The following is a 12,576-nucleotide window of genomic DNA, read 5'->3' as shown; positions in this document are numbered from 1 at the left end:
GCTGAAGGGGTGCGAGCGGGAGTGGCCGCAGAGGCGGCAGCAGGCGCGTCGGCGGGAATGGAGGCAGACGCGGTGGCGGGTGCTGAAGGGGTGCGGGCGGGGGTGATCGCGGAGGCGGCAGCAGGCGCGTCGGCGGGAATGGCGGGGGGAGCGGTGGCGGGTGCTGAAGGGGTGCGGGCGCCGTAGAGGACGCCGCCCACCACTAGGAGGCCGGCTATGAGGTCGGTGGCGTGGATTTGCTCGCCGAGGAACAGTGTCGCCGAGGCGATGCCGAAGAACGGGACGAACATGGAGAAGGGCGCGACGGTCGCGGCGGTGTAGCGGCGGATGAGCGAGCCCCAGACGGCGAACCCGGCCAGCGTCGAGATGTAGGCGATGTAGACGAGCGCGCCTATCCCGGCGAGGTCGAGGTCGAGGTGTGGCGGGCCTTCCAGGACAAGGGAAAGCGCCACGAGCGGGAGGGTGGCCACCGCCGACACCCACACCATGAACTTGAGCATGTCGGGTGGGGCGGCCCGGCGCATGGCCATATTGGACAGTCCCCAGGCCGCGCCCGCACCCACCACGAGCAGGAAGGCGCCGAACGGCCCGCCTGCGCCGAAGCGCAACGCCACCAGCACGATGCCGAGGGCGGCCACGCCGGTGCCGATCCACTGCCGGCGCGAGGGGCGCTCGCGAAGCAGGGTGAAGGCGAACACGAGCGTGAACACGGCCTGGCTCTGCAGCACCAGCGAGGAGAGCCCGGCCGGCATACCGGCGGCCATGCCACCGAACAGGAAGGCGAACTTCACCACGCCCAGCATGAGCCCGACTCCGATGACCCACTTCCACGCAACTTGCGGCTTGCCGACGAAGAGCACGGCGGGGAAAGCGGCAAGCGCGAAGCGGAGCGCGCAGAACAGCAGCGGGGGCATCCGGTCCAGGCCGATATCGATGGCCACGAAGTTGATTCCCCAGATCGCCATGACCGCTATGGCTGCCGCTATGTCCCTTGGTCGCATGACCTCATGGTTCATCGCGCGACGATGAAGTACCAGAAAATATTGCTAATGAAACCGTGTAGTATCGCTTCATGATTGAGCTGAGCCGGTTGCGCGCCCTCGATGCGCTGGCCAAATTCGGCAGTGTCAATGCTGCGGCCGTCGCGCTGCACTGCACGCCGTCAGCTATCTCACAGCAGCTCGCCAAGCTCGAGCGCGAAACTGCCACGGTGCTGGCCGAAAAGGACGGCCGCGGGCTCCGCCTTACCGACGCGGGAAGGCTGCTCGCCGCGTCGGCGGTGGCGATTCTCGATCAGGTGGAACAGGCGACGGCCGCGCTCGCCGCGCACCAGCAGACGGTCACCGGACGGGTCACCATCGCCTCTTTCGCCACCGGCTGCCGCGCCCTGCTGCCCTCCGCGCTCGCCGCATTGCATGAGCAGCACCCGCAGCTGGCCACCTCTTTGATCGAGACGAACCCCTACGAGGCGATGGCGGCGCTGGCGCGCGGGGCCGTGGACGTTGCGGTGCTTGATGACTGGCCGGAGGTGGGGCTGCACCTGCCCGACGGAATGTCCTGTGTGGACCTGGGTTTCGACACTGTCGACCTCATCGTGGCCGACTCGCACCGGCTGGCCGCAAGGCAGAGCGTGAGCCTGGAGGAGGCGCGGGGCGAGCGCTGGATCGCCTCCCCGCCCGGCACCATTTGCCACGATTGGCTTGTGCGGGTGCTGCCGGGAATCACGGCCGACTATCTGGTCGGCGAGTTCGAGACCCAGATGACGCTGATCGCCGCCGAGCTCGGCGTGGCGCTGATTCCCCGGCTGGCACGCAGATCGCTGCTCGCCGGAGTGCGCGCGATCGAGGTGACCCCGATGCCGACCAGGCGGGTGATGGTCGCCTGGCGCACCAGTTCGGCCGCCCGCCCCGCCGTGTCGGCTACCGTCGAAGCGCTCAAGAACGCGTGGGTGAGCGCAGCACGTCCAGTGCCTGCGAAACCGTGAACGCGCCCGCATAGATCGCCTTCCCGGTGATAACCCCTTCCACGCCATCGCTTTCCAGCTCGGTCAAGGCCCGCAGATCGTCCAATGTGGACACTCCGCCGGAGGCGATGATGGGCGCTTTGGTGGCGGCGCAGACATCGCGCAACATCTGCAGGTTCGGCCCCAGCATCATGCCGTCCTTGTTGATGTCGGTCACCACGTAACGCGAACACCCCGCCTTGTTCAGCCTTTCCAGAACCTCGAAAAGGTCGCCGCCGTCACGGGTCCAGCCGCGGGCGGAAAGGGTGCGCCCCCGCACATCGAGCCCTATCGCCACGCGCTCGCCGTATTCGCCGACCACCCGGTCACACCACACCGGGTCCTCCAGCGCGGCCGTCCCGATGTTGACCCGCGCCGCGCCGGTGGCCAGCGCGGCGGTCAGCGACGCATCGTCGCGGATGCCGCCGGAAAGCTCCACGTTCACGTCGAGCCGGCCGATCACCTCGGCCAGCAGCGCGGCGTTGGAGCCGCGGCCGAAGGCGGCATCGAGATCGACGAGATGGATCCACTCCGCCCCGGCCGCCTGAAAGTCGAGCGCCGCCGCAAGCGGTTCGCCGTAGACGGTTTCGCGCGCGGCGTCGCCCTGGACAAGCCGCACCGCCTGCCCGTTGGCCACATCGACGGCGGGCAGCAGAACCAGCGCCATATCAGGTGCTCCTTTTGTCAAACGCGACGATCATCAACACGGGCAGCGAAAGCGCCAGCAGCGCGGTCAGGGCGATCTGCAGGGCCAGCGAGTGAACCAGTTGCCAGATAAGGACCAGGGCCACCACCGCGAAGAGCCCAACGATGGCCCGCTGGGCCCGGTTGCGCCTGGCGAAAAGCGTCCCGGTGTTGCGCTGGCGCAACTCGTGCAAGGTCGCCTTTCGCAGCAGGGCTCGCCGCGCCCGGCGCCTGGCCTCCTGCCTTTCCCGCTTCTCCATCAGCTTGCGGTGCGCCGCTTCCCTTTCGGCGCGGCGCATCGCCCGTTGCTTAGCCACGAAGCAGCCCCACCCAGTTCTTCAGGATGATGGCGCCCACCGCTGCGGACTTCTCGGGATGGAACTGGGCCACGGCCAGTGCGCCCCGCTCAGCGGCGGCCACGAAGGTGGCCCGCTCGTGGGTGGAGGTCGTCACGATCGCCACCCCATCGAGGTCGGCGTTGGGGGTCACCGCGTAGGAGTGCACGAAATAGGCCCGCGCATCGGCCGGTACCCCTTCAAACAGCTCCGATTCGGCCGGGTGGTCGAGGGTGTTCCAGCCCATGTGCGGCACCCTCGTCGCGGCCAGCCTGGTCACCGCGCCAGGCAGCAGACCGAGCCCTTTGGTGACCACCCCGTGCTCATCTCCGGAGTCGAACATGATCTGTGCCCCGACACAGATTCCCAGCACCGGGCGCCCTTCGGCCACCCGCGCCGCGATCACCGGCCCGGCGCCGGCCCGGTCTATCCCGGCCATGCAGGCGGCGAACGCGCCAACCCCCGGCACGACAAGCCCATCGGCGCTGGCAGCCCGCTCCAGATCGGTGGTCACCACCACCTCGGCGCCCGTCACCGCCAGCGCCCGCTCGGCCGACCGCAGGTTTCCCGACCCGTAGTCGAGCACCACCACGCTGGTCACAGCACGCCTTTGGTGGACGGGATGGCTGTGCCCTCAACCCGGACCGCGTCGCGCAGCGCCCGGGCCACGGCTTTGAACTGCCCCTCCACCACATGGTGGGCGTCGGGCCGCTGGCCGGGCCGGGCGGCGCGCAAAACGTTGACGTGCAAGGTGATTCGGGCCGTCTGGCCGAATGACTCGAAGATGTGCCGGGTCATCGAGGTGGGATAGACCGGCCCGATGTAGGGAGCGAGGTCGGCCGGCTCCTCGTGCACGGTGTAGGGCCGTCCGGAAAGGTCGACGGCCGCCTGTACCAGCACCTCGTCCATGGGAATCACCGCGTCGCCGTAGCGGCGGATGCCCGCCTTGTCCCCCAGGGCTTGCGCGAAGGCTTCGCCCAGCGCGAGCGCGGTGTCCTCCATGGTGTGATGCGCGTCGATTTCGAGGTCGCCGGAGGTGTGCACGGTCAGATCGAAGCCGCCGTGCCGGGCGATCTGGTGCAGCATGTGGTCGAAGAAGCCAATGCCGGTGCTGATGCTGGCCTGGCCCGTGCCGTCGAGGTGGATCTCGACCTTCACGGAGGTTTCCTTGGTGGTCCTTTCGACCCTTCCGGTCCTCTTCATCGGATCTCCTTCATCGCCTTCAAAAACGCCGCTGTTTCGGCCGGGGTGCCCGCCGTGACCCGCAGCCATCCGTCCAGACCCACATCGCGCACCAAGACACCCTGATCCAAAAGGCGGCGCCAGGCCGTCTTCTGGTCTGGGAAACGCCCGAAGAGCACGAAATTAGCGTCGGAGTCGGCCACCTGCCAACCCATTTCACGCAGGCTGGACACGATCAGGTCGCGCTGCTGCTTGATCGCCTCCACAGTGCCCAGCAGCACATCGGCGTGGGCCAACGCGGCCCGGGCCGCGGCCTGGGTCAGCGCGGAGAGGTGGTAGGGCAGGCGGACCAGCTGCACCGCCTCGATGATCGAAGGATGCGCGGCCAGGTAACCCACGCGTGCCCCGGCAAAGGCGAAGGCTTTGCTCATGGTACGGGTCACGATCAGCCGGTCATGGGTTTCCAGCAGCGACAGCGCGCTGGGCGTGCCCTCGCGCCGGAATTCCGCGTAGGCCTCGTCCACCACCACCAGCCCCTGCTTCTGTGCCAGCACCGCCTCCACGATGTCGAGCGAGAGCGCCGTGCCGGTGGGATTGTTCGGCGAACACAGCAACGTCACGTCCGGCCGGTGCCGTCTCACCGCATCGACCGCGTGGCCGGCGGTCAGCCCGAAATCCTCGCCGCGCCCTGCGTCGATGAAGCTGGTCGCCGTACCCAAACAAAGCAAAGGATGCATCGAGTAAGCCGGACCGAACCCGAGCGCCGCCCGCCCCGCCCCGGCGAAGGCCTGCAGCAGCTGCTGCTGGATTTCGTTGGAGCCGTTGGCCGCCCAGACCTGTTCGGCGCGCAGGCCAAGGTAGGCGGCAAGGTCTGTGCGCAAGCCGACCGCATCACGATCGGGATAGCGGTTGAGCCCGCGAATCTCGTCGGACAGCGCCTTCTCTACGGCCTGTGCCACCACCTCGGGCAGTGGATAGGAGTTTTCGTTGGTGTTGAGCCGCACCGGGACGTCGAGCTGAGGCGCCCCGTAAGCGGTGCGCCCCTTCAACTCTTCCCGCAAGAACTCGCTCATGAGTGGAACCTCGCCGAGACAGCCTCGCCGTGGGCGGGCAGATCCTCCACATTGGCCAGTGTCACCACATGCCCGGAGACTTCGCGCAAGGCTTGCTCGTTGTACTCGATCAGGTGCACTCCGCGCAGGAAGGTCTGCACGCTCAGCCCGCTGGAGTGCCGCGCGCACCCGCCCGTCGGCAGCACATGGTTCGAGCCGGCACAGTAATCCCCAAGGGACACAGGCGAATACGCCCCGACGAAGATGGCCCCCGCGTTGCGCACCCGCAGCGCCAGGGCACGAGCGTCGCGAGCCTGGATCTCCAGGTGCTCCGCCGCATAGGCGTCGACCACCTGCAGTCCCTGCTCCATGTCGGAGACCAGGACCACCCCGGACTGCGGCCCGTGCAGCGCGGCGGTGATCCGCTCGCTGTGCTTGGTCGCGGTGACCATCTCGGGCAGCATCCCATCCACCGCGTCGGCCAGGCCCACCGAGGAGGTCACCAGCACGCTGGCCGCGAGCGGGTCGTGCTCGGCCTGGCTGATCAGGTCTGCCGCGACGTGACGCGGGTCAGCCGTGTCGTCGGCCAGGATCGCGATCTCGGTCGGGCCTGCCTCGGCGTCGATGCCCACCACGCCACGCACCAGGCGTTTGGCCGCTGTCACCCACACGTTGCCCGGCCCGGTGATCATGTCGACCGGCTCGCACTCGTCGGTGCCGTAGGCGAGCATCGCCACGGCCTGGGCGCCGCCGACGGCGTAGACCTCGTCGACGCCGAGCAGCTTGCAGACGGCCAGCACCCGGGCATCGGGCCGGCCCGTCTCCTTCTGCGGCGGGCTGCACACCACCAGCTGCTCCACGCCGGCGATCTGCGCCGGAACCACATTCATGATCACAGTTGACGGGTACATGGCCAGGCCACCCGGGACATAGAGCCCGACCCGCCGCACCGGAACCCAGCGCTCGGTCACCGTGCCGCCCGGCACCACCTGGGTGGTGACCTCCACCCGGCGCTGGTCCTCGTGAACCTTGCGCACCCGGGCGATGGCTTCCATCAGCGCGGCTTCCACCTCGGGCTCCAGCTCGCCGTCGACGTCAGCGACCCGCAACTGGGAAAGCACCACGCCATCGAACCGCGTGGTCGCCTCGATGACCGCCGATCTGCCATGCTGCGCGATCGCCTCCACCACCGGCCGGATCTGCTCGACCGCATGGGAAACGTCCATCTGGGCACGGGGCAGCAGCTTACGGGGGTCGACCATCGACGTGCGGAGATCAATGCGGTTCAACACTCGTGAAAGTCTAGTTCGGCCAGGAAGCGCCGCCTGCGGGGAGCCCAGTCGATGGGACAGTAGTCTCGCAAGTGTGACCGGCACACTGCCACTCTTCCCGCTGGGGACGGTGCTCTTCCCTGGCCTTGTGCTGCCGCTGCACATTTTCGAGGACCGCTGGCGGGCCCTGGTGCGCTACCTGCGCGATCTGCCCGACGGCACGCCTCGCGAGTTCGGCGTGGTGGCGATCGACCGTGGGCTTGAGGTCATGCCCCCGCCCACCGAAGGGATCTCGACCTCCGAGGTCGTGGTGCACGAGGTCGGCTGCGTCGCGCAGGTTCGGCAGATCACCGAGCATCCGGACGGCCGCTTCGACATCGTCACCGTGGGCGCACGCCGCTTCCGGATCACCGGTTTCGTGCCCAGCCCGCACCCCTATCCGGTGGCTGGAGTGGAGTGGCTGCCCGAGCCGCCCGCCGACGACATTGCCGACAATCTGGCGCCGCGGGTGCTTTCGGCCTTCCGCGAATACCTGTCGGTGCTGCGCGGCGGCCCCGAAGACCAGCTGCCAGAGGACCCGGTGGTGCTGTCACACCTGGTAGCCGCCACCGCATCGCTGACCGTGGCCGATCGCCAGGCGCTGCTGAGTGCGCCAGACCCGGCGAGCCGGCTTCGAGCCGAGCTCAAGCTGCTGGGCCGGGAGACCTCTCTGGTCCGGGAGATTCGGGCGGTTCCGGCGACCCTGTCTCAGCTTGGTCCTGCGCCATCTCAAAACTGAGGCGCTCGGCCTCCTCCTCTTCGCGGCGCAGGCTGGGCCAGCTCGACCAGCCGGCGAGCAGCGAATAGCCGACGACCGACCCGAGCGCGGGCACCAGCAGGTTGCCGCTGCGCACGCTGAAGCATCTGTCCGATAGGGGAAGACACACGCGCATGTTCGCGGCCGACAGCTCCGCCGGGCGTTCGATGATCTCGTTGACCTCCGCTTGGGCACGCCGCTCCGGGAACGAGGTGTTGATGTTGGTGCCGACGAGAAACGCGACATAACCGGCACCGAGCGCGCCGAAGGTGAGCGCGGCCAGCTGAAGCGGGCCGCGCACCCGCCTTACCAGCACCCACACCAGCACCGCGGCGATGATCCCGAAGGCGAAGCCGAGGATGGTGAACCAGCCGTCGGCGGCCACCGGCTGCTCCGGCTCGGGGCTGACGAAGGCGAGACGGTCGCCGTCCACCTTCATCAGGGGCAGGGGCGGGGCCACCAGGTACCAGACCAAACCCAGCAACACGCCCGAAGCCGCCACCGACACGGCGACCAGACCTGCCTTCACAGACTCGTTCACCGACAGATCCTCTCATCCCCCCGCGGGACCTACCGTGTCGGCTCGATCCGGGGAGGGGTCATCGGACCGCCTTGACCATGGCCATGGCCTTGACCTCGCTGAGGAACGGAATGCTCGGGTTGATCTGCATGTCTCGAATCACGTAGACCCGGTCACTGCCCAGGGTGAGGCGCAGCTCGTGCTTTCCGGGATGCTCGCGCACCAGCGTCGACAGGTGTTGCACGTTCTCGGGCAACACCACCAGCTGGGGCACCAGATCGAGCACTATGGGCGGATATTTTTCCAGGTCAGCCTCGGTGATCGGCAGGATCCGCATGTCCTGAACCATGATCGAGGCCGAACCCGAATCCCGCTTGTTGACTTTGCCTTTGACGGCGACCACCAGGTCGTCGGCCAGGTGCTCGCCGAACACTTCGAAGGTCTTCGGGAAGAACAGCAGCTCCGCGCTGGACGACAGGTCTTCAATGGTTGCCGACGCCCAGGGCTTTCCTTGCTTGGTGAGCCTCCTGGACACGTTGGCCAGCATCCCGGCCACCACCACCGCGAATCCGTCAGGCGTGTCGGAATCGACGGCCTGCGCGATGGAATGTTCGGAGTTGCTGGCCAGAACCCTTTCCGTTCCCGCGAGTGGATGCGACGACACATAAAGGCCGAGCATTTCCTTCTCGAAAGTCAGCAGCGTCTTGCGGTCCCATTCACCTTCGGGAATGGGTGTTTCCAGGCTCTTGCGCGACTCGGTCGGCATGGCCGCCGCGAACAGATCGAACTGGCCGGCCGCTTCATTGCGTTTGGTGTCAACAGAATTGTCGATGATATCGGAATGTATCGATAGCAGACCCATTCGGGGATGCCCCAGGGAATCGAACGCCCCGGCCTTAATCATCGACTCGATCGTTCGCTTGTTACAGACGACCAATTCCACCTTGTCCATGAAATCGGAGAAGGAAACATATGCGCCCTTCTCTTTTCGCATACGGACAATGCTGTCCACCGCGCCCGCCCCGACATTGCGAACCGCGCCCAGGCCGAACCGGATGCTTCCCTCGCCGTCCGGCGCGAAGTGCAGACGAGACGAGTTGACGTCCGGCGGCCGCACCTTGAGACCCATCCTCCGGCACTCGCTCAGATAGACGGCCATCTTGTCCTTGTCGTCGCCGACGCTTGTCAGCAAGCCGGACATGTACTCGGCGGGATGGTTCGCCTTCAGGTACGCCGTCCAATAGGCGATCAGACCGTAGGCGGCCGTATGTGCCTTGTTGAACGCATAGTCCGCGAACGGGACGAGGATGTCCCACAGCGTTTTGATCGCTTCCGGCGAATAGTTGTTTTCGAGCATGCCTTTCTCGAAGACAACGAATTCCTTGTCCAGCACCGCGCGGACCTTTTTACCCATGGCCTTGCGCAGGTTGTCGGCCTGGCCCAGCGAGTAGCCGGCCAGCTTCACGGCGGCACGCTGAACCTGTTCCTGATAGACGATCAGGCCATAGGTGGGGCCAAGAATCTCCTCGAGCGGCTCGGCCAGCTCCGGATGAATCGGCGTGATGTCCTGAAGCTTGTTCTTGCGCAGCGCGTAATTGGTGTGTGAGCCGGCGCCCATCGGGCCGGGCCGGTAGAGCGCCAGGGCCGCAGACACGTCCTCGAAATTGTCCGGCTTCATCAGCCGCAGCAGGTCACGCAGCGGGCCACCATCGAGCTGGAACACGCCGAGCGTCTCGCCCCGCGCCAGCAGCTCGTAGGTCGGTGGATCGTCGAGCGGCAGCGCCAGCAGGTCGGCCCACGTCGTCACCGGGTACCTGTCCGGAGCCGCTTCCGCTGACGCCTGAAGGTTTCGCAAGGCATCGTCGATGATGGTCAGGTTGCGCAGCCCGAGGAAGTCCATCTTGATCAGGCCGATGGATTCACAGGTGGGGTAATCGAATTGGGTGATGACCGCCTGGTCCTGTTCCCGCATCATGATCGGAACATGATCAATCAGCGGCTCGGACGACATGATGACGCCCGCGGCGTGAACGCCGGTCTGGCGCACCAGCCCTTCCAGGCCCTTGGCCACCTCAATGACGTTGGCCACCATGGGATCGGTCTGCACCAGCGTGCGCAGCTCTGATGCTTCGTTGTAACGCGGATGCTTGTCGTCCATGATGGCCGACAGCGGAATGTCCTTGCCCATCACGGCCGGCGGGAAGGCCTTGGTAATCCTGTCGCCGACGGCGAAGGGGTGACCGAGCACCCGCGCGGCGTCCTTGACGGCGGCCTTCGCCTTGATGGTTCCGAACGTGGCGATCTGGGCTACCCGATCGCTGCCGTATTTCTCGGTGACATATCGAATGACGTCGGCACGCCCACGCTCGTCGAAGTCGATATCGATATCGGGCTTGGCGACACGTTCCGGATTGAGGAATCGCTCGAAGATAAGCCCATGGGTGATCGGGTCGAGGTCGGTGATGCCGAGCGCATAAGCCACGATCGAGCCCGCTGCCGAACCACGGCCGGGCCCCACCGGAATGCCGTTGTTCTTTGCCCATCCGATGAAGTCGGCGACCACGAGGAAGTAGGCCGGGAACCCCATTTGGATGATGATCCCAATTTCGTACTCCGCCTGCGCGCGGCGATCGTCGGGGATGCCGCGCGGATAGCGGCGATCCATGCCGAGCCATACTTCCTTGGTAAACCAGGATGCTTCGGTTTCCCCTTGCGGCACAGGGAAGTTGGGCATGAGGTCGTGCTCTTTGAACATGCCGCTGGTGTCGACCCGCTCCGCGATCACGAGGGTGTTGCGGCAGCCTTCCAGCCACAGATCAGACGAGTCCTGCTTGTACATCTCGTCGGCAGAGCGCAGATAGTAGCCTTCGCCGTCGAATCTGAAGCGATCCTTGTCGGTGATTAGGGCCTGGGTCTGGACACACAGCAACGCGTCGTGGGATTCACGCTGATCGGGCCTGGTGAAATGGCTGTCATTGGTGACGACCGGCGGAATTTCCAGACGCCGCGCAATGTCCACCAGTCCACTTCGGACACGACGCTCGATTTCGATGCCGTGGTCCATGATTTCCAGGAAGTAATTGTCTTTCCCGAAGATTTCCTGGTACCTGGCGGCGGCTTTGAGCGCCTCGTCGAACTGGCCCAGTCGCAGGCGCGTCTGCACCTCGCCGGACGGGCAACCCGTGGTCGCGATGATGCCTGACGCATATTGCGAAATGAGGTCGGCGTCCATGCGGGGCTTGCCATATTGCCCCTCGAGGGAAGCTCGGGAGGTGAGGCGGAACAGGTTGTGCAGACCCTCGTTGTCGCGCGCCCACAGCGTCGCGTGCGTGTACTTTCCAGCGCCCGAAACGTCGTCGCTCTTCTGCCCGGTGTCGCCCCAGCGAACGGGCTTCTTGTGGAAGCGGTCCGACGGCGCCAGATACGCCTCGATGCCGAGAACCGGAGTCACCCCAGCCTTGGTGGCCGCCTTGTAGAACTCGAAGACCCCGTGCATGTTGCCATGGTCGGTGATCGCCACAGCCGGCATGCCGAGACGGTTGACCTCTTCCATCATGTCCTTGATTCGTGCCGCCCCATCCAAGATCGAGAACTCGGAGTGGACGTGAAGATGCACGAACTGGTCAGACATGCTTTTTCTCCCCTATTCGGCGCTCTGGACACACTGCTCACGCGGTCCCCATCTTGTCACTTACCACCGACAGCGAGGCCATCCGACCCGCGCCAATCGCGGTCACGCCGCAGCGGCTAGACGTACGCCATCATCGTGGCGGCAGCGGTGAGCCAGGCCCTTTTGGTGACGGGCTGCAGAGCGCCGAACTCAATCGATGATCCCGTTTCCAGCGACGGGTCGAAGGGAACCGTCACCACGGCCCGAGTGCGGGTGGCGAAATGCTTGCGGAGATCCTCGAGCATCGCCGGCTGACCCGGGGTGGCGCAGGAGAGCAAGGTCACAGCATTTTCGGCCAGCTGACCCAGGCCAATCTCGTGCAACAGGTCGATCATCCAGTCCGCGGTGAAGGCGGCGTCCTCGCGCGGCACGGTGGTGATCACGAGCTGGTCGCAGGCCCGCAGAACCGTTTGCCAGTTCGGGCTTTCGACGTTGTTACCGGTGTCCACGCAGACCACATCGTGGGTGCGGCAGAGCAGATCGAGGATCCGGCGCACGGTGTGCTGGTCGAGGCGCTGGGCGAAACGCGGGTTCTCCTCGCCGGCCAGCACGTCATAGGTGCCGTCCGAGGCGTGCCGCAGGTAGTCGTCGACCCGCTCAGCGAGCTGTGGCATGCCGATCGACTCGATCTCGATGAGGTCTTTGAGCAGGTGGCGGATGGTGCGCGCGTGACGGGCGCTGCCGGCGCGCAGGCCGAGGGTGCCGCGTAGCTCGTTGTCGTCCCAGGCGAGCACACCGCGGCCCCGGGCGCCGCCGATGGTTGCGGCGGCGAGAACCGTCGCGGTCGTCTTGTGAACGCCGCCTTTGGGATTGGCGAAGGCGAGAATCTTCGGCGCGTTCAGCGGACGGCGCAGGATGGCCAGCTCGCGCTCGACCTCGTTGACCGGTGGAGTGGGCTGAGCTGCGCGCCATTCGAGGTGTCCGGGAATCTGGCCAGGGATCTGGCCGGGCACGATGGGGCCAGCTTTCGCCTTGTCCAGCAAAACCCGCCAACGTGGCGTCGGCTCTTCTTGCCAGCCACGTTCCACCCCTGTGCCTCCAAATCAGTTACTGAGGCCCCACCC

At 66.3% G+C, this 12,576-nt stretch carries 11 protein-coding genes and 1 pseudogene; 2 read left to right on the top strand and 10 right to left on the bottom strand.

Features of this window, described 5'->3' with window-relative positions; translation table 11 throughout:
- A partial coding sequence (locus Rhe02_RS14200) for an EamA family transporter (RefSeq protein ID WP_203908653.1) occupies positions 1 to 1,001 on the bottom strand: 1,001 nt, incomplete at its 3' end.
- A 71-nt stretch (positions 1,002 to 1,072) separates the two neighbouring features.
- On the opposite strand from Rhe02_RS14200, the gene Rhe02_RS14195 reads away from it, so the two are divergent.
- A complete protein-coding gene (locus tag Rhe02_RS14195) occupies positions 1,073 to 1,984 on the top strand; it encodes a LysR family transcriptional regulator (RefSeq protein WP_203908652.1) in 912 nt (303 codons plus the stop codon).
- Here the strand turns inward: Rhe02_RS14195 and priA are convergent.
- The 6 genes from priA to hisD are packed head-to-tail and all read right to left on the bottom strand — an operon-like array spanning position 1,935 to position 6,547.
- On the bottom strand, positions 1,935 to 2,669 hold the full coding sequence (priA, locus tag Rhe02_RS14190) for a bifunctional 1-(5-phosphoribosyl)-5-((5-phosphoribosylamino)methylideneamino)imidazole-4-carboxamide isomerase/phosphoribosylanthranilate isomerase PriA (protein WP_203908651.1): 735 nt from the start codon (positions 2,667 to 2,669) through the stop codon (positions 1,935 to 1,937). The genes Rhe02_RS14195 and priA overlap by 50 nt on opposite strands.
- 1 nt (position 2,670) lies before the next feature.
- A complete protein-coding gene (locus Rhe02_RS14185; protein WP_203908650.1) occupies positions 2,671 to 3,003 on the bottom strand; it encodes a hypothetical protein in 333 nt (110 codons plus the stop codon).
- The gene (hisH, locus tag Rhe02_RS14180; RefSeq protein WP_203908649.1) at positions 2,996 to 3,622 is read right to left on the bottom strand and encodes an imidazole glycerol phosphate synthase subunit HisH; all 627 of its coding nucleotides are present in this window, start codon (positions 3,620 to 3,622) and stop codon (positions 2,996 to 2,998) included. The genes Rhe02_RS14185 and hisH overlap by 8 nt, the downstream gene beginning before the upstream one ends.
- On the bottom strand, positions 3,619 to 4,224 hold the full coding sequence (hisB, locus tag Rhe02_RS14175) for an imidazoleglycerol-phosphate dehydratase HisB (protein WP_203908648.1): 606 nt from the start codon (positions 4,222 to 4,224) through the stop codon (positions 3,619 to 3,621). Before hisB ends, hisH begins: the two co-directional genes overlap by 4 nt.
- Positions 4,221 to 5,276: a histidinol-phosphate transaminase gene (locus Rhe02_RS14170; protein ID WP_203908647.1), complete on the bottom strand. Its 1,056-nt coding sequence runs from the start codon at positions 5,274 to 5,276 to the stop codon at positions 4,221 to 4,223. Before Rhe02_RS14170 ends, hisB begins: the two co-directional genes overlap by 4 nt.
- Positions 5,273 to 6,547: a histidinol dehydrogenase gene (gene hisD / locus Rhe02_RS14165; RefSeq protein WP_203908646.1), complete on the bottom strand. Its 1,275-nt coding sequence runs from the start codon at positions 6,545 to 6,547 to the stop codon at positions 5,273 to 5,275. Before hisD ends, Rhe02_RS14170 begins: the two co-directional genes overlap by 4 nt.
- Positions 6,548 to 6,620: 73 nt before the next feature.
- Here hisD and Rhe02_RS14160 point away from each other — a divergent pair, with 73 nt between their 5' ends.
- A complete protein-coding gene (locus tag Rhe02_RS14160; RefSeq protein WP_203908645.1) occupies positions 6,621 to 7,304 on the top strand; it encodes an LON peptidase substrate-binding domain-containing protein in 684 nt (227 codons plus the stop codon).
- Here Rhe02_RS14160 and Rhe02_RS14155 read toward each other — a convergent pair.
- The 3 genes and pseudogenes from Rhe02_RS14155 to Rhe02_RS14145 all read right to left on the bottom strand — a co-directional run.
- Positions 7,210 to 7,863: a DUF2567 domain-containing protein gene (locus Rhe02_RS14155; protein ID WP_203908644.1), complete on the bottom strand. Its 654-nt coding sequence runs from the start codon at positions 7,861 to 7,863 to the stop codon at positions 7,210 to 7,212. The two genes, Rhe02_RS14160 and Rhe02_RS14155, sit on opposite strands and share 95 nt — an antisense overlap.
- A 58-nt stretch (positions 7,864 to 7,921) precedes the next feature.
- A complete protein-coding gene (dnaE, locus tag Rhe02_RS14150; protein WP_203908643.1) occupies positions 7,922 to 11,473 on the bottom strand; it encodes a DNA polymerase III subunit alpha in 3,552 nt (1,183 codons plus the stop codon).
- 116 nt (positions 11,474 to 11,589) lie between these two features.
- Positions 11,590 to 12,429: pseudogene (locus Rhe02_RS14145) on the bottom strand (MinD/ParA family ATP-binding protein); the annotation flags it as partial.
- Positions 12,430 to 12,576 lie beyond the last annotated feature (147 nt).

Origin of the sequence: Rhizocola hellebori, from assembly GCF_016862955.1 — a bacterium.
In the GTDB taxonomy this organism is placed as follows: Bacteria; Actinomycetota; Actinomycetes; order Mycobacteriales; family Micromonosporaceae; genus Rhizocola; species Rhizocola hellebori.
The sequence above is the reverse complement of the archived record's forward strand: the minus strand, read 5'-3'. Positions and strand labels throughout refer to the sequence as shown.

Bases quoted from the DNA above. Each gene is read 5' to 3' on its own strand.
- Rhe02_RS14195 (WP_203908652.1), top strand. From the start codon at position 1,073: ATGATTGAGCTGAGCCGGTTGCGCGCCCTCGATGCGCTGGCCAAATTC.
- priA (WP_203908651.1), bottom strand. From the start codon at position 2,669: ATGGCGCTGGTTCTGCTGCCCGCCGTCGATGTGGCCAACGGGCAGGCG.
- hisB (WP_203908648.1), bottom strand. From the start codon at position 4,224: ATGAAGAGGACCGGAAGGGTCGAAAGGACCACCAAGGAAACCTCCGTG.
- Rhe02_RS14170 (WP_203908647.1), bottom strand. From the start codon at position 5,276: ATGAGCGAGTTCTTGCGGGAAGAGTTGAAGGGGCGCACCGCTTACGGG.
- dnaE (WP_203908643.1), bottom strand. From the start codon at position 11,473: ATGTCTGACCAGTTCGTGCATCTTCACGTCCACTCCGAGTTCTCGATC.